The 16,828-nt window shown below is 51.6% G+C and carries 17 protein-coding genes, 1 pseudogene and 1 riboswitch; of the genes and pseudogenes, 15 read left to right on the plus strand and 3 right to left on the minus strand.

Features of this window, described 5'->3' with window-relative positions; genetic code table 11:
- Positions 1–456: 456 nt before the first annotated feature.
- Positions 457–864 (plus strand): MAPEG family protein, encoded by a 408-nt coding sequence (locus MIH18_RS00880; protein WP_249008920.1) that lies wholly within the window; start codon positions 457–459, stop codon positions 862–864.
- Between the two features lie 197 nt (positions 865–1,061).
- On the opposite strand, the gene MIH18_RS00885 is transcribed toward MIH18_RS00880, so the two are convergent.
- A complete protein-coding gene (locus tag MIH18_RS00885) occupies positions 1,062–1,331 on the minus strand; it encodes a transcriptional regulator (RefSeq protein WP_249008919.1) in 270 nt (89 codons plus the stop codon).
- Between the two features lie 177 nt (positions 1,332–1,508).
- On the opposite strand from MIH18_RS00885, the gene MIH18_RS00890 reads away from it, so the two are divergent.
- Positions 1,509–2,792 (plus strand): MFS transporter, encoded by a 1,284-nt coding sequence (locus MIH18_RS00890; RefSeq protein ID WP_249013653.1) that lies wholly within the window; start codon positions 1,509–1,511, stop codon positions 2,790–2,792.
- Between the two features lie 1,081 nt (positions 2,793–3,873).
- Here the strand turns inward: MIH18_RS00890 and MIH18_RS00895 are convergent.
- Positions 3,874–4,113, minus strand: coding sequence for a Txe/YoeB family addiction module toxin (locus MIH18_RS00895; RefSeq protein WP_249008989.1), 240 nt, complete (start codon positions 4,111–4,113; stop codon positions 3,874–3,876).
- A gap of 255 nt (positions 4,114–4,368) precedes the next feature.
- Here MIH18_RS00895 and MIH18_RS00900 point away from each other — a divergent pair, with 255 nt between their 5' ends.
- From MIH18_RS00900 to MIH18_RS00935, 9 genes and pseudogenes are all read left to right on the plus strand, one after another.
- Positions 4,369–4,647 carry a hypothetical protein gene (locus MIH18_RS00900; RefSeq protein ID WP_249008917.1) on the plus strand — a complete coding sequence of 93 codons (279 nt, stop codon included), beginning with the start codon at positions 4,369–4,371 and terminating at the stop codon, positions 4,645–4,647.
- A complete protein-coding gene (locus MIH18_RS24000) occupies positions 4,644–4,958 on the plus strand; it encodes a glutathione S-transferase C-terminal domain-containing protein (protein WP_349293794.1) in 315 nt (104 codons plus the stop codon). Before MIH18_RS00900 ends, MIH18_RS24000 begins: the two co-directional genes overlap by 4 nt.
- 240 nt (positions 4,959–5,198) lie before the next feature.
- Positions 5,199–5,828, plus strand: a pseudogene (locus MIH18_RS00905) (transposase); the annotation flags it as partial.
- 64 nt (positions 5,829–5,892) lie between these two features.
- A complete protein-coding gene (locus MIH18_RS00910; protein WP_249008916.1) occupies positions 5,893–6,696 on the plus strand; it encodes an AraC family transcriptional regulator in 804 nt (267 codons plus the stop codon).
- A 388-nt stretch (positions 6,697–7,084) separates the two neighbouring features.
- Positions 7,085–8,587: a radical SAM protein gene (locus tag MIH18_RS00915; RefSeq protein WP_249008915.1), complete on the plus strand. Its 1,503-nt coding sequence runs from the start codon at positions 7,085–7,087 to the stop codon at positions 8,585–8,587.
- Positions 8,588–8,598: 11 nt separating this feature from the next.
- A complete protein-coding gene (locus tag MIH18_RS00920) occupies positions 8,599–9,327 on the plus strand; it encodes a 2OG-Fe dioxygenase family protein (RefSeq protein ID WP_249008914.1) in 729 nt (242 codons plus the stop codon).
- Positions 9,328–9,331: 4 nt separating this feature from the next.
- Positions 9,332–10,063 (plus strand): AzlC family ABC transporter permease, encoded by a 732-nt coding sequence (locus tag MIH18_RS00925; protein WP_249008913.1) that lies wholly within the window; start codon positions 9,332–9,334, stop codon positions 10,061–10,063.
- Positions 10,064–10,162: 99 nt separating this feature from the next.
- Positions 10,163–10,567 carry a hypothetical protein gene (locus MIH18_RS00930; protein WP_249008912.1) on the plus strand — a complete coding sequence of 135 codons (405 nt, stop codon included), beginning with the start codon at positions 10,163–10,165 and terminating at the stop codon, positions 10,565–10,567.
- A gap of 85 nt (positions 10,568–10,652) precedes the next feature.
- Positions 10,653–10,741: riboswitch (cyclic di-GMP riboswitch) on the plus strand.
- A 136-nt stretch (positions 10,742–10,877) separates the two neighbouring features.
- Positions 10,878–11,441, plus strand: a complete 564-nt coding sequence (locus MIH18_RS00935; protein WP_249008911.1) for a DUF4402 domain-containing protein — start codon at positions 10,878–10,880, stop codon at positions 11,439–11,441.
- Positions 11,442–11,498: 57 nt separating this feature from the next.
- Here MIH18_RS00935 and MIH18_RS00940 read toward each other — a convergent pair whose 3' ends face one another.
- A complete protein-coding gene (locus MIH18_RS00940) occupies positions 11,499–11,693 on the minus strand; it encodes a hypothetical protein (protein ID WP_249008910.1) in 195 nt (64 codons plus the stop codon).
- A 272-nt stretch (positions 11,694–11,965) separates the two neighbouring features.
- Here MIH18_RS00940 and MIH18_RS00945 point away from each other — a divergent pair, with 272 nt between their 5' ends.
- The 4 genes from MIH18_RS00945 to MIH18_RS00960 all read left to right on the plus strand — a co-directional run bounded on the left by MIH18_RS00945 (position 11,966) and on the right by MIH18_RS00960 (position 16,657).
- Positions 11,966–12,439, plus strand: a complete 474-nt coding sequence (locus tag MIH18_RS00945; protein WP_249008909.1) for a DUF4402 domain-containing protein — start codon at positions 11,966–11,968, stop codon at positions 12,437–12,439.
- Positions 12,440–12,528: 89 nt separating this feature from the next.
- Positions 12,529–13,362, plus strand: a complete 834-nt coding sequence (locus MIH18_RS00950) for a molecular chaperone (RefSeq protein ID WP_249008908.1) — start codon at positions 12,529–12,531, stop codon at positions 13,360–13,362.
- A gap of 69 nt (positions 13,363–13,431) precedes the next feature.
- Positions 13,432–16,356: an SPOR domain-containing protein gene (locus tag MIH18_RS00955; protein WP_249013654.1), complete on the plus strand. Its 2,925-nt coding sequence runs from the start codon at positions 13,432–13,434 to the stop codon at positions 16,354–16,356.
- On the plus strand, positions 16,328–16,657 hold the full coding sequence (locus MIH18_RS00960; RefSeq protein WP_249008906.1) for an IS66 family insertion sequence element accessory protein TnpB: 330 nt from the start codon (positions 16,328–16,330) through the stop codon (positions 16,655–16,657). The genes MIH18_RS00955 and MIH18_RS00960 overlap by 29 nt, the downstream gene beginning before the upstream one ends.
- The last annotated feature ends 171 nt before the right edge of the window (positions 16,658–16,828 follow it).

Genomic DNA, 16,828 nt, shown 5'->3' on the forward strand with positions numbered 1-16,828 from the left:
GGGTTGCACCCGGCGGATAAGTTCTAAACTTATAGACCCCGCCTGATGGCGTCAAGTGTCGTCTAAATGCTTGCCCAGCATCGCGTTATAGCTCCCGGTCGCCGCTTTGTACTCAGCCCTGGTTCGAGCTATCAGGTCGCAGACAATGCAGAGCTTCACCGTTCATCGACGGAGCAGGGAGCCAAGCTGTTCGTTGTCGACTAAACTCACATAACCAGGCCATCATTGATGACAAAATCTGCGCGTCACTGCGGCTTTGTCATCAATGATGGCGGACGTTATGTACGGCACTTTGAGGTCATCAAGCATCAGTTTCGGTAGAATGTTGGCGGTAAACGGGTGCAATTGCTTTGTAATCAGCCATCCAAATTCGTTAACGATCTGGCGGACGCCCAAGTGGGGCGCCGGTTGATTTTGGCGTTATGTTTTTATTCAACTAAAGGAGTTTATCAATAAATGGAAATTATTTACCCAATGTTTGCACTTGTAGTTCTTACATTTGTTATTGGATTTAGTACGGGAATATCTCGCTTAATTAGTGCGAAAAAAGGATTAGTGGATCGCAGGTATTTTAAGTTATTCGCTGGATATACTCCACCCGATAACATAGTTAAACTAGGTCGTAATTTTTCCAATTTACTTGAAGTTCCAATTTTGTTTTATGCGGTTGGTATTATCCTGCTAACTTTAGATATTAACAACCAACTAATGCTAGGTTTTGCTTGGGCTTTTGTTGCCTTTCGTATAATTCACTCAGTTATTCATGTTACATATAACAATCCAATTCATAGGTTTTTAGCATTTTTATTATCAAGTAGCATTGTACTAGTCATGTGGGTGCAGTTGGTGATAATTATCAGCTAAAAAAAATAACAATAAATTAAACAGGGACAAAATAAAGTTGGCTGTTTTCACTTCGTTCAACATTTCAGCCAACATTATTTTGCCCGTTAATTGGGCATTGAACTAAACCGCTTCGCGGTAGCGAATGGGCCTGGGAGTTTTCCCCCGAACACAAGGTAATCCTCCCATTTTAAGCAGCAGTTATTTATAGAAATTCTTTATAAGTGCGACGATTTCCAATGCGCCACTAATTCCAGTAAGCCGGGGAAGCGTGCATTGAGGTCTTCTGTCCTCAGCCGGCTGCGGCGCTCCAGCCCGTACTGTCGCTGGCGGATCAAGCCAGCTTCACGTAAAGCCTTGAAGTGATGGGTCAGCGAAGACTTAGGACGATCTAAACCGAACCACCCGCAGGGATGATCATAGGCCACCGATTCGAGCATGAGCTTGTGGACGATGGTCAACCGCAACGGATCTGCGAGTGCTCCCATGACCTTCTCAAGACGAAGTAAACTGATTGCCGGTTCAGGTAGCGGCTTCGGTAAGTCGGATGGCAACTCGGGGTCGCAAGCTGGGGTACGGGGAATATTCACAGGCGGATAATAGCACATGTACGAGTTTTGTCGAACTTGTGCTACTGTACGATAAAACTCGTATAAGGAAATGCCATGCCTACCCTCGACACGTCGCCTGCTACCGTCCTACCGCCTTCTGCCTGCAGCGATACCCAGCTATCACAACCATCGCCCTGGCGGATGTGGGCGGCTGCCTGGATGGTGACAGCCGTTTTTATGCTCTCGAATTCTCCCACCCCGCTGTATGTGCATTGGCAACAGCAGCTTGGTTTTTCTGCCGGGACTTTGACAGTGATTTTCGCCGCCTACATCGCCGGTTTGTTGGTTACTCTGCTGGTCGCAGGGCAACTTTCCGACCGGCTGGGCCGTAAACCTATACTCATTCCTGGCCTGCTTGCAGCCATCGTGGCGTGCGTTCTCTTCGCGACCGCCTCATCCATCGTCATGTTGGGTATTGCACGACTGCTAACTGGTATTGCCGTTGGCGTCATCGTCTCAGCTGGCATGGCGGCAGTCGTCGACACGGGCGGATCTGAGCGCAAGCGGCGTGCGACCCTGGCGGCATCAGTCGCCATGGTGTTCGGTGCAGGTCTTGGGCCGTTGCTGGGTGGAGCTATGGCACAGATTCTTCCGCAGCCCGTAATTCCCATCTTCTCCATTGAATTGATTATACTGGTCAGCGCCTTAATAGTTGCCACCACGCTTCCAGGCCATGAGGGATTTAGACGTGTCAGGGGGGGCAGTCATCCTCATACAAAACTTCACCTGCCTACGGTGCCAAAGCCAAACCGTCGCCACCTTATATTGGGCATCGTGGTTTTTGCCCCGGGTATTACGGCTACATCGTTCGTGCTTTCGCTTGGGCCATCAGTGTTAACAGAGTTGTTGGAAGTTCGTAGCCCGTTGATCGCCGGAGGTATGGCTTGCGCGATGTTCCTGGCTGCAACGGGTGTGCAATTCAGTGTTAGCCGTTTGCACATTCGCACGATCTTACTGCTAGGATCGATCTCGACAATTCTGGCGATGGTTAGCCTTACGATCGCTATTCACGCCTCGCTAGTAGTGCTGCTCATCGTGGCGGCGTTGCTGGCTGGAGCGGGACAAGGCCTAGGACAGCTCGGCGGGTTGATGCTGATTGCAATCCATGTGCCTGATAACCATCGGGCTGAAGCCAATTCAGTACTCAATATCGGCGGCTATGTCCCAGCAGGCTTGCTACCAGTTGCTACGGGATATTTTATCGATGCCGCTGGCCTTGAAACGGGCAGCACTGTATTTACCACTGCTCTCGCCATCGCCGCGACGCTGGGAGGTGTGTTTGTTTTTAAGAATCTTCAACGAGGGCAGCCTCCAACTCCAAGTGCAACACTCGGTTAATGAACCCCGGTCGGGGCGCTCTGGGTTCGCTCGAGCAGATCCATAAAGACTTCCAACGGCGCCCTGAAACCTTGACCGACAATAGACAGGCACACATGACCAACAAAACGGGCTGTCATTCGGCACTGCCTATCGCAGCCACCCCAGCCACAAGACGTCAAGATGGGCCTGGAGTCTCAACGTTGCTGGCCATGCCCGCGCTGTGAGGATGGTCTTGTACGCATGATTCGTCAGATCCCACGGTTCAAATGCGCAGCGGTGCCGACGGGCTAGAGATTCCGTTCGTCTTGATCCGGTGGGTGAAAACTGACAGTTCGTTGTGAACCGGGCTTCTCTGCGGTCGAAGGCTGGAAAAAGTAGTATCTGAGAGGTAGTCTGAGGAAAATCACAACAAGGAACCGCCTCGTGACGGATTTACTGAGACCAAAACCGGCCGGTATTGATTCGCATCTGGCACCAGACCTACCGTTCCGGCTCCTGCCCGAAAATTACTTTATCCTTATACGCAGCCCGATGGCTCTGTTCCTGGGGCTTAGTCCAACAGACATTCAAAAGTCATGCTGCGACGGCCATTAAATGCTTAGGTGTTAGGCAGCCGACAGGGAGCCGTTTCCATTAAGCTAAATGTGGTTTGTTACTTGATTCAAGAAGGCATCACTGAAGAAGATGCCTTAGATAAAAATAAAATATTCAAGCGAACTCCAATAGAAATCAAAGGAGCCGTCGCTTTAGGGCTGAAAATTATAAAATCGAACAAAAAATAAAAGCCAAAGACTAAAACCTTTTTACGCATTAACTGTTTTATTGGCATTCGCTGCTGCGATTTGGGCGATGTACAATGGAAAGCAGATCTGATAACCATATTAACGGGCGATGTTTCAGCTTTTCTAGCATGCCAATCATTTGAGGCAACCGTTGAGCCGAATGCACTTCAAATTGAAGAGCAAAATGCAGTAAATGAAATATAAAAAATTCTCAAACAGCGTAGAGTTGAGTAAATAAAACGCTAAAAAGTTTTTTAAGTACACTCTTTACGGTCGCCGGGCGCTCGTTTCTCGCGCCGTTTATTGCAGGCGTTAAATCAGTAATGATACCGGAACTGAACGGTAAGTAGAGCGTCATCCGTGACCTTGTAGACCATGTGATCTTCTTTATTGATTCGGCGAGACCAGTAGCCAGTCAGACTATGCTTTAGGGGCTCTGGTTTACCAATACCTTCGAACGGTTCGCGCTTGGTTTCCTTAATCAACTTGCTGATTCGGTTAAGCGCCTTTTTGTCGGTTTTTTGCCAGTACAGATAGTCTTCACAGACCTTATCCATGGTTTTTGCTAAATTGGTTCTTGCAGCTGTGTAGCTAATTGCATCCATAAGATAGCTCCTGTACGGAATACTGTTATTGTACGGGATACCGTACACATAAAGATTTAACAATCAGCTGCACAACGACCGATTTTACGCCGTTCCGCGGCTTCAGACCGGCGTGTGAGCCGGGCGTTATATTTCAACGAGTGAACTTTGGAGCTCGTAATAGGGAATAAAAATTACTCGTCATGGTCGTTAAGGCCATGGCTGTTTTTGTCGGTTCACGGTCTAGCTTTTAAGGAAGTGCGGATTCCACTGGACCAGGACGATACTTACACCGCTATTGCCCAGCACACTGATGCAGGGAAAGTCCCTGTGCTTAAGGACGGTGATCTGACCGTATGTGATTCGCTGCAATTTGCGAATACATTTCAGAGCAGTATCTGGATGGCGGTGGATGGCCGAGCTCTGTTCGTGCACGAGCAGACGCAAGATCCTGCAGTGCTGAAATGCACTCGGGCTTCCCGGAGATTCGAGGCCAATTGCCAATGAATTGCCGCGCGGTCGGGCGCAAAGTCCCTCTCAATGCAACTCTTGAACGGGAGGTGGCTCGGATAGATCAAATCTGGTCACAGTACCGAGAAACCTATTCGAGTGTTGGTCCGTGGTTGTTCGGTGAGTTCTCTATTGCGGATTGCATGTTCGCTCCGGTTGCGTCGCGATTTAAAACCTACGGGATCAATGTTTCGACTGCGTCTGCAGAATACATGCACTTCATTCTCGACCATGAACAAATGGGGGCGTGGATTAGGCAAGCTCACGCTGAGCCTGAAACCATAGACGTGGCCGAGGTAGGAATATAAAAATCACAGGCACGGCGACGGCGACGGCTACTGCATTGCGGCTTCGTTCCACAGCCGTGCGTGCAGATACATCGACAGTGCTCTGGTACACATCGCGGATATTCACCATGCATCATTGAGTAAGTCAGATAACAAGGCAATGCACGCGACAAGCGCGTGATTGCGGCGTTGAGGCTGTAGAAAAACCCCAAACCGAACGGTTTTTGGTAGTATTGAGAAAACAGACAGGGAGCCGTCGGAATGCCTCGTTTTAAGCACTACAACTACGATCAGGATACGATGGTGGTCATCAACTACCGAGAGCAGCTCCAGCCCGGCACCTTCGAGCACGCGGTTCACTACCTGATTGAGCACAAGCTGGACCTGACGGTTTTTCACCCGAAATATCGCAACGACGACACCGGCCGCCTGGCCTACGATCCGGTCATTCTGTTGAAGATCATTCTGTTTGCTTACTCCAAAGGCATCACCTCCAGCCGCGAGATCCAGTGGTGCTGCGAGACCAACATCATTTTTAAAGCTTTATCCTGCGATACCGTCCCGCACTTCACCACCTTGGCCAAGTTTGTCGGTCAGCACGCCGATGAGATTGAAGAACTGTTCGAACAAATACTGCTGGTGTGCCATGAACAGGGCCTTCTGGGTAACGAGCTGTTTGCTATCGACGGCTGCAGAATGTCGTCGGACGCCGCGAAGGAATGGTCTGGCACCTTTAAAGAGCTGGACGAAAAACGGGACAAGGTGAAACGGTTGATTCGCCACCATTTGCATGGGCATCACGAACGGGATGAGGCTGAAACAGAAGCGGAATTGGATCGAGATATTCGACGCGCGAAAACCGTGCTCTCTCTGGATGAGTCGATGAAGGAAGCTATTAAAGATTGATCTGCTAACGAAGAATGCTATGGGCCATATTTAAAATCGGGATGATTAAATGAAGTATACAAAGGACTGGACAAAGGTTTCTTACCCAACTGCAAAAATAGAAAGGATGGAGGCTTTCTTTTCCAGTCATGGATTTTCGCCTCACAGACACGATACATATGCCTTAGGAATTACCCTCAACGGTGTGCATAGTTTTAGCTACCAGAAGTCCATGCGACATAGTATGCCGGGAAATGCGGTCGTTATACATCCAGATGAGTTGCACGATGGAGAAGCGGGAACTGTAGAGGGTTTTCACTATAAAATCCTCTACATTCCGCCAGAGGTAATTCAGCAAGTACTCGGGGGTAAGCCGCTGCCTTTTATTCCGGGAGGCATTTCATCAGATCAACGAATCGTATCCGCCATCTCCAACATGCTCACCAATCTTGACTTTCAGTTAGATAGCCTGGAAGAGGATGATGGGATCTATGATATCGCGCAGGCTCTTAATGACGCATCCGGGAAAAAGGAGCAGCGCAAAAAATTAAATTACAAAGCCGCCGAGTCGGCCAGACAGTTCATACTCGACGCCACCAACGAAGCGGTCACCATGGATCGCCTTGAACAAGTCTCCGATACTGATCGATGGTGTCTCTCGAGGGATTTCCGTGCTTTGTTTGGAACAAGCCCCTATCGGTATCTGAGCATGCGGCGCCTTGATAAGGCCAAGAGCATGATTAGCACTGGGATGGCTTTGGTTGACGTCGCTGCAGCCTGTGGCTTCACAGATCAAAGTCACATGACGCACCATTTTTCGAAAGCTTACGGATTGCCTCCCGGCCGGTGGGCTGATCTCATACTTCGCAAGTAGACCCCAAATCTGCACGATCATACAAGACCCCTTTCCGTCCTTATAACTAGAATCTCTTTGGACTCTAAAAAGATCCCGAGTGTTTTTTTGCACGCTCCGGTTAAATTTTGGGATTCAGGACGAGGCCTTCTTGTCTTTGTAAAGAGGCAAAGGCTTCCTGCTTAAAAATACTTAAAGGGAAATACTATGAAATTTGACAGCAAAGTTAATCCAGTTGCAGGCACAGTTGGCGGTACCGTTGGCGGTACCGTTGGCGGCACAGTCGGTGGAACTGTGGGCGGCACACTAGGACAGAAAGGTGTTCAGTTAGCTACTCGTTTGACCAAGTAGTTTACCAGGCCACCCGAAAGGGTGGCCGTTGATACATCTAAAGGATGAGGGTTGCTTCGTGATAACTGCAGTAGAAACAAAAAAATTTACTTTATCTAAAGATATTATCCAGCAACGGGTTGGGGATAGGACAGCAACCTACCACAGACTCTTGGGAGGTCTTTTCTTCTTGGATGATGCCGGCCAAGAGGTTCTGCAATCCTTTAAAAGAAGTAAATCTGTGCCGGAATCTGTTTTGAAAGGGCAGGCCAGAAATCGAAAAGAAGAATTGGTTCAGCAATTGATTGCCAGGCGTATATTGCTAGAAAGCACGGCTTCAAAAGTACAGCACTCGACGCCTCAAATAGAGAAAAAAGTAAATATCATCCAGCTGATTTTGGCCAATGCCTGTAATTTTGGCTGCACTTACTGCTTTGAAGGCGTTCAGGGCAAAGAGATGTCGGTTGAGGATGAGGTCAATAAGGTCGAAGAGTCTAGAATCATTGCTAAGGACAGTATCAAAGTAAACATTGAAAACTCGATGTATGCTTCCAAAGAGCGGTTCGAACACCAGTACAGTCCCCAGAATCGCTCAATGAAGCCGGAAGACGGCGTTGCTTATGTTGAATCCGCATTAAGAGTTGCGAGATCGGAAGGTGTTCAAGAGATCATGGTTCAGTTTTTTGGGGGGGAACCCTTGTTGAACTGGCGCACGATAAAGGCGGTTCTGGAGAGGTTTGGTCGCGGTGATAAGGATGAAATGATCATCCACTACTCGACGGTGACCAATGGTTCTTTGATCACCGATGAGGTGTCCAAGACTTTCCGCGAGCACGAAGTGGCCGTGTGCGTCAGTGTGGACTCGCCGAACAGTCCTAACCGTCCGCTCAAAAACGGGGATGACAGCATGCCAGTTGTCATGAGAGGGCTAAGAAAACTGCAGCAATATAATAATAGGGTGGCCCTAAACGCGGCGCTGACGTCAGCAACATGGGACGACTTTGATGAAGGGATAGTAGATTTGGCAGTCGAGGTTGACGCCAAGGAGATTGGCGTCGTCGTTGATTTTGACCCCACTTTTTATTCCGAGTATGGCGCCGGGAACATCGTTGATCGACTATGGCGTGTTGTTCAGTACGGCCGCGAAAAAGGCGTGGTGTTGACTGGCTATTGGCATCAGATTTTCCAAGTCATGCTGGGCTTTGATGCGGTCAGCTACCGGGGATTCAAGAACTGCTCGGCTAAGGGCGCTCAGTTCAGTATCGAGCCTAATGGATCAGTCTTCTCCTGCAAGGCAGGATCAACTTTGCTGGGGGATATTCGCGATGAGACTAAAATTCTGAACGAAAAACCCTACTTGGAACACGCGAAGTTACGGCGGGAGAATCCGAATTTCTGCAATGGCTGTGAAATTGAGGGCTTTTGTGGCGGACTTTGCCTAGGTCCTCTTGAAAAGAAGTTCGACTCAATAAAAGCGGTAGAAGAATCGGCCTGCGATTTCTATCGAGGCATCACCAAAAAGCACATTGAAGCTATACAGCCTTACGAAGTTGCCACTTTTGATCTTGAACCTGCCAAATAAGGGATAAATATATGACAGCTTTAGCCGAACAAATCGCCCTTAAGAATAGCGCCAATAGTGACTATTTGGAGAATGGATACTGCGTAATCGATATGCCTGAGATCCCCCAAAGCCTATTGGGTTCATTCGACAGTATGCCGCGAGATATGCACAGTCTGGGTAGGCACAGAGAGCTTCGCTTGACTCAGTACATTGGATACTGGGAAGAAGGGGAGTGGGTTTTTGCACCCCTTCCAAAGAGAAATTATGTTCAATCTGCCGACTACATAAAGTTGGCCGAGGCCGGCGGCGTACCAAGGCACCGCGAACAAATTGTCGGGGATCTAACGGCCTTGGTTGCAGCGGTATTGAATCAGTTGCCCGTTGAGCTCAATGAAATGTTCCAGATCAACGTCAACCAGATCCGGGTAACCGCGAATGTTGAATACAAGGGCGTCACGGTACCAGAAGGACCGCACAGGGATGGCCACGAGTTCAGCGTTATCGCCGTAGCAAGGAGAAACAATGTTAAGGGCGGGGAAACCCATGTGATCGATCCAACAACCCGGGAAATCTTGTTCCGAACCATCTTGGATGAAAACCAGGCCATTCTGATCGATGACGAGCGTTTCATTCATTACGCCAGCAACATCGAGCCGGAGGAAGGTGATGTGGGTTACCGGGATATATGGGTGATTGAAATCAACCGCTGGCACAACCGAGCATACGGGCCCGCTCACGAACGAACATCTATGGCCTAACCGTATGCGCGATTCTACAAGCCTTGAAAGAACTTTAGACCGGGACCGAGGGAAGGCGTCGCCCATAAGACGGCCTTTCCTCAGGGTACTCCCATCCGCTATTGCCATTATCCCAGTGAGCATGCTTTTCGGAGTGCTGGCGCACCGAGCAGGCTGGAGCATTCTTGAAATTCTGGCCGCCGGACTTCTCGGCTTTACAGGTAGCGGCCAGTTTGCATTGCTACCGCTAGCAGAGGCCAATGCCAGCTTCCTAACAATGCTGATTATCTGCACATCCATTAACAGTCGGTACTTTCCAATTGCATTCACCACAACCGAAAGGCTGCCAAAGACATTTTTTGCCAGAACTTTTGTTTCACACATGCTCGGTGATGAAGCTTACGCAACGGAAAGAAACAGCGATACGGTTAAAGATACTCTCAGCATTCGATTGACTATCTTCGTATTTTGGGTGGTCTCCGGGGTGATAGGCGCGATGATTTCCAAGATCATTCCCAATGCTTGGCTCAGTACAGATATACACCTAGGATTTCCGGCCAGCGTTGTGCTTATTCACCTTTCTGTCTCACAAATAAAGATGCGGGTATCCGGTATTTATCTCATGCAGTTGGTGATGATGGCTACCTGCTTGTTATTGGCCGCTGCTTTCTACTCGTTGTTAGGGCCAACTTATTTCTGGATCCCAAGCGTAATCATTACGGCTGTCATTTTGGACAAATGGGAAAAACATGAATGAAGGCATAATCACTGCCATCGCGGCACTTCTTTTTACGAGCCTACTGGTCCGAATATTGCCGGTGGTCTACGACTTTCAGTTTCCCGCGGGGCTAGTAAAGTGGATGGAGACGATTCTACCCTCGGCTGTTTTTCTAAATTTTATCGTGTATATTTTTTTGCAGGAAATGCAGATCTCAATTGTCGCTACACTGGTTTCCCTAGGCATCACAGCCATTCTGGCCTATTTGAATCTCGGAGGGCTTTTTGTGGGCGTACTTGGCGGTTGCATGTCGTACTACCTATTGACTATATCGTGATTGCTACATCGCCTGAAATATTTTTCGTACTTCCGAATTTCCCTTTTTATCTAATCAATTTTTCAACGATATTTAGGGCAGGAAATTCAGCGCAACAAATAGGCGGCTTAGGTGCAGCTATTTGGACAACTGGGTTGAAAATCACCGTAACGATTGGCATCAGAAATCTCTGGCAAAGTATTATTTTCTATGCTGAATCAGAATAGTGGGTGGCCATCCTGCAATATCTAACATGCGCACGAATTTACTGACCTTACTTGCTAAGAAAGCAAGCCTCAGCTACTCTGAAAATGTAAAAAAAGGCAAACCCGTCGAAAGGCGGGGACGCAAAGTCACCGGTCTAACGGACTTAACAGTTCTATGACAGCGGGATCGCCGACATTTCATGTGGTTCTTCCGGGTATGGGTTCACCGTATCCACCATCTCTGTTGTGTTTTCGAATCCCCCGACTGGTATTAAATCAAGCGATTGCTAACGGTCATAATCCGGCGGCATGGCTTAACAGGGGAATTACAATGAACTCATCCATTTTTCAGAGCAAGATTTTCCGTCGTGCGGCGCTGGCTTCGATCGTCGCTCTAGGCGCTTTCGGGGCATCCAACAGCTTTGCCGCCGCAAAGTCAACCGCGTCGACCGCCACCGTAATCGCGCCAATCGGGATCACAAAAACGGCGGATCTGGTCTTCGGTAAATTTGCGCCTGACGCCGTCGTTGTTGGTACCGTGACCGTTGACACCAGTGGTGCCCGTACAGCGACCGGAGGGGCTATCCTGTCTACCATAGGTTCCACTCCAACCGCCGCCCAATTCGACGTCACGGGTGATAATAACGCGACCTATACCATTACCTGGTCCGGCGCTGCCTCGCTGTCTGATGGCGCTGGTACGCCTAACACCATGGTTTTGACCAAGATCAGTGACCTTACCGCGGGCGGCGCAGTAACGGGTGAAGTCACAGGCGGTACGCTGGGCACCGGTGGCACCCAGTCCATTTATCTGGGTGGAGTGCTGGACGTGGGTATAGCCCAGGCTGCGGGTACTTATACGGGCGACGTGACAGCGACTGTAGAGTACAACTGAGAGCTCGCCGAGCTCGACAAAAGCGAGTGCTAGTCTGATGAGGCCAAGGGTGGGGTATCAACGATTTTTCAGGTGCGCCGCCCTTGAATTGGCGCTGATGACGACAATCGCCGTTATCAGTGCCAGTGCATCCGCAGGCAGCGTCAAAACTTCGGTCAGTGCTGTTGTAATTGCTCCCGCCAATGTCAGTGATACGGTTTTGATACACGCCTCAAGCGCTCTTGCCAGCGACGTGACGGCCAACTTGACCATACGTCTTCCGGGGGCTGGCTTACCCGGCCCGGACAATAGACATCTCCACTCCGCCTCAGCCACATCATTGGCGGTCTTGAGTAATGACTGCCTTCAAACTATCAGGATCTTGGCCAGTTGTGTTAAGCGCATGCATAAGGATGGAATGCTCAACGGAGATCCGGTGAGCAACATCCTGTTAAATGCCGCCGTTGATACCCGGTTCGCCAGAAACGATGTCGGCGTTACCGTGACGTACAACTAGTATGCCCATTCCAAAAAGAAGCGCCGCAATGAAATCATGCTTGCCGAGAATACTGGCCTGCGTCGCCTTGGCGTCCATGGTGGCTCCCACCAGTTGGGCACTAGTAAACATTGCGATCGAGAATGTCCAGAATTTGTCCTTTGGCAGTTTTGTGGCCGGTAACGGGGGTTCCGTGACGGTCAGCGCCAATGGCAACCGCAGCGCCGGCGGCGGCGTCGTGCTGATACCGTCGAGCCTGGGTACCGCTGCACAATTTACGGTCAGTGGCGACCCTAACGCGACCTATACCATTCAACTGCCTGTTAATGACGTCGTCAGCTTGACGGGGCCGGGCAACGGTATGTTCGTCAACACCTTTACCAGTACCCCCTCAGGCGCGGGTGGGAACCTCGGAGCCGGAGGTTCACAGGCTCTGTCTGTCGGAGGAACGCTCAACGTGGGCAGCGACCAAGCCCCCGGCAGCTACTCCAGCACCTTCTCCGTGACAGTGAGCTACAATTAAACGGAAGTCGCCCGCCTCGGGGCCCGCCCGGATTAAGCTAATAAGGATCCCGAACGATGCCGCATGCCTTGAACCGAAAAAAGAGAACTATGAATTTCTTTCACCGAATCACCCTGTTCGTCCTCCTCCTTTTCTTACCCGTGAGCCATGCATTGGCTGATCTGATGTTATATCCGACCAGGATCGTCTTTGCAGGAAACCAGCGCGCGGCGCAACTCGAACTGATCAATAATGGCACCGAGAGCGCAACCTATCGCATTTCCCTGGTCAATCGCCGCATGAGCGAAACGGGCGCATTCTCCGAGATAGACGTTCCACTGCCTGGCGAACAGTTCGCAGAGGACCTGCTGAGGTACTCCCCCCGCCAAGTTACGCTTGCGCCCGGGGCCGGACAGGCCGTCCGGATTATGGTCCGCAAACCCGCTAATCTGGCAACCGGCGAGTACCGCTCGCATATGCTGTTCGCCAAGCAGCCGGATCCCAGGGGCAGAACCAGCGTCGAGAGCAGCGATGCCGCGGCCGATAACGAGATCGGCATCATGCTGACCGCCCTGGTCGGCGCGTCCATTCCAGTGATTGTGCGTCATGGCAACACCGATGCCAGTGTTGCACTGACGCATCTCGACCTGCGGCTGCCGGCTGACAAAGCACCGGTCCTGGCGTTTGTTATGGAGCGTAGTGGCAACCAGTCTGTCTATGGCGATCTAACCATCAGCTTTACTCCGCATAGCGGTAGCAAGCAGGTGATTGCCCGCGCCAACGGCGTTGCAGTCTATACACCCAACCCTTTACGCCGCGCGAGCATTACGCTGGGCCAGCTAAACGGCTCGCAACTCACCAACGGAGCCCTACGGGTCACCTATCGAGAACAGGCGGAGGACGGCGGCGCGCTGCTGGCCGAGGCGGTTCTGCAACTGCCCTGATGTGTGTTACCTGAAGTGGTCTTCGCGTTGACTCGCCCCGGGGCTCGCCTATGGGCGGTGGCAATGTTGATGCTCGCGTCGATTGTGCATCCCCAGCATCTCCTTGCCCAATACCAGAGTACAGAGCGGGAATTTCTTCTGCTTGAGGTCCGCCTGGATCAGTCGGTGCTTTCCGATGCCATCCCTGCCTATGGCCTGGGAGAGCATACGCTGCTGCCTCTGGGCGAGTTAGCCCGGCTGCTCACCCTCGCCATAAAGACTCAGCCCGGACAAGCAATCGCCAGCGGCTTTATTCTCACCGAGGACCGAGGGTTCAGTCTCAATCTGGACGAAGCCCGCGTTACCCGCGCCGGAGTGACGGAAAGCTTTGATCCAGCCCTTGTTTTAACGGAGCCGGATGATATTTACGTTGCCAAGTCTCTGCTTGAACGCTGGCTGCCGGTGGAACTTGAGATCAACCGCTCCAGCCTGTCTCTGCGCGTTCACGCCCTCGAAGCATTGCCATTACAGGCCCGACTCAAACGTGAGCGCCTAGGGGAACAGGCCGGTATGCGAGGGGGCTACGAAGACCCGGGTTATCCCCATTATGAGCAGCCTTACCGGTTGCTAAGCACGCCTTTTATCGACCAGACGTTCGCCACCGAACTACGGAGAAACGACGGTAATACCCAAACCGACGCGCGCTATACGGCCTTCCTTACCGGCGATTTTCTGGGCATGGAGTCGTCCCTGTATTTATCGAGTCGCAAACAGGACCCAACACCGGATGTGCGCGCCACGCTTGGTCGTCACGACCCCGGCGGGAACTTGCTCGGCCCGCTCCGAGCTCGGTCTTTCCAGCTCGGCAGTATCTCGGCGCCCAGTGTCGACAACGTTACTCGAGGCAGTAGCGGTGAAGGGGTAACGTTAAGCAATCGCCCGTTGACGCAACCTACCAGCTTTGATCGGCAGGTCTTTGAAGGCAACCTGCCGCCTGGCTGGGACGTGGAGCTTTATTACAACGATGCCCTTGTAGGCTTTCAACTAGCCGACTCTGAGGGCCGGTATCGGTTCGAAGATCAACCCCTGAGTTATGGGCGTAATGAATTCCAGTTGATCTTCAATGGGCCTCTGGGGCAGACCCGGGTGGAACAATATAGTTTCTCTCTGGCCCAATCCATGGTGCGCCCCGGCGAGTTCCAGTACAGCATTACCGAACATCGCGACGATGAAGGACAGCCCCGGTCCGTCGCTCAGTTCGACTTTGGCCTTTCCCGCTACCTTTCTGCATCAGCTGGATTCATCCGGGCGCCGGTAGATGATACCGAAAAGCAGTACACCAATCTGGGGCTGCGCACGTTCTGGCAATCCATGAGCATCAGCGGCGATTTTATCCAGTCCGAGGACGGTGGTTCGCTTGCCGAGCTCGGGATGCAAACCCGTGTCGGCGGCGTAGCGGTGGACGCGAGCCGCATACACTTGAGCGATTTCAACAGCGACGTATTTCCCGCCTATAGCGACCCTCTTCGCACTCGGGATGAGCTTAGGCTTAGCGGTTCCATTCCGGTGGGGGAGCGTTCAAGTTTACCGGTGACCATTGAGGCAAGGCGAGACGAGCGGGAATCCGGCGTTGCCAACACGGATGTCAGCGCACGGGTATCCGCGTATGCCTACGGTACCGCCCTTACTAACACGCTGAACTGGCGGGCATCCGGTGATACTGAACGTACATTGGGCACGCTGCGTATCAGTCGCCGGGTTCGCGACATGAGTTTACGCAGCCAACTGAATTACACTCTGGGCGCTGAGAGCGATATATCAACGCTGGCGTTCACGGCGGACAAACCTCTGGGTGAAGGCTACCGCATGACCTTGGGAGTAGCGCATACCTTTGCTTCACCGCAAACCCGCTATACTGCCGGTTTTACAAAGAGTCTGGGCCGTTATGGGCTGGGCGTTAATGCCAGCTATGTCGACACGGGAGAGATTGCGCTCGGCGTCCAGCTGTTTGTTGCCATGGGGCGAGACCCGCGACAGGCAGACTGGCTATTCGACGCTCGGCCGATGGCCAACAGCGGCGCCGCTTCGGTAAAGATGTTTCTGGATGACAACAATAACGGCGTCATGGATGACCATGAGCTGCCACTTTCCGGTGCCGGTTTCACGGTCAACGGCGGCCGGCACAGGGCGCGAACGAACGCCGCGGGCATCGCCCATATTGATCATCTTCCCGTTAAACAGTCCGTCGACATCGGGGTGGATATGGCAACGCTGGAGGACCCTCAGTGGTCGCCTCAGCTTGCCGGGCTCAACCTGGTGCCACGGCCCGGCACCGTGGCCGAGCTCGAATTTCCCGTGAGCCTGACTACGGAAATTGATGGCACCGTATACTTGCTGGAGAATGACGTCGAGCGCGGGATAGGCGACCTCGAGTTGGAACTGTTAAACGATCAGCATGAGGTAGTGGGTGAAACGACAAGCAGCTGGGACGGCTTTTACATAGTCCCTCAAGTGGTAGCGGGTGAATACTGGCTAAGGATCTCACCTCAGCAGTTAAGGCGTTTAGGGCTGACAGATACCGGCGGACACAAGCTTACCGTTTCGGGCGATGGCTCGTTTATCAGCGGAGTGGATTTTATAATAATGCCGGATGGCAGACAAAGCGATAGTCGTTCAGGTCCTTTGGATGCTGAGGAGTCAGAGCGGTACGATCAGACTTATTTCCGGACGGAATCTTGGGTACAAGATCAACCCTCTGACTATTTTACTATTCAATTGATAGCGGCCAGTTCGGAGGTAGCCATAAAGCAGTACATTGAGCGTCATAAAATAAAACACACGGCAGCTTATGTGCGTACTTCGCGTCGAGGTTTGCCTTGGTATTCCGTTATCTACGGCAGTTTTACGAGCTATCAGGAAGCTCGGGCCACACTAGAGCGACTGCCACCGACTTTGACAGAGGCAAAGCCTTGGGTACGACGTTTTGATGATGTTCAAGCCGCTTTACGCCAGTAATGTCGCATTCTTGGATTATGAAATCGTTCATGGTAGTTGCACACACCAGGGCAGTGCTTACTGCAAGCAACAGTCGCTGGTTTATCATCAATTCGTTTATTGGCGCCGGAAGCTGGTCCTGACTGAAGACTGTCTGAAGCAAAAGCAAACGGTCACCGGGTTTGCTCGGGTCGTTTCTGTTCCTGGCGCTGGCATCGGCGGAGCCGATGGCCTGACCGTTTCACTGCCCGGCGGTGTTTCCATCACCGGTTTGCACGCCGGCAACATCGAGTTGCTAGGCGCTGTTTTGAGACAGCTGTGATGCCCCACCGATCTTTACGCCTTCACCAATAAACATCGAAACAAGATCAAATGCCTGATGTGGGAAGACAACGGCTCCGCTTCGCGGCAGCGAATGGGCCTGGGAATTTCCCGCGAGATCAGGTGATTTGACGGACACTACGTCAGACCATGACCCAGGCCATGTGCCAAC

It is taken from the genome of Marinobacter sp. M3C (genome assembly GCF_023311895.1).
Classification (GTDB): Bacteria; Pseudomonadota; Gammaproteobacteria; order Pseudomonadales; family Oleiphilaceae; genus Marinobacter.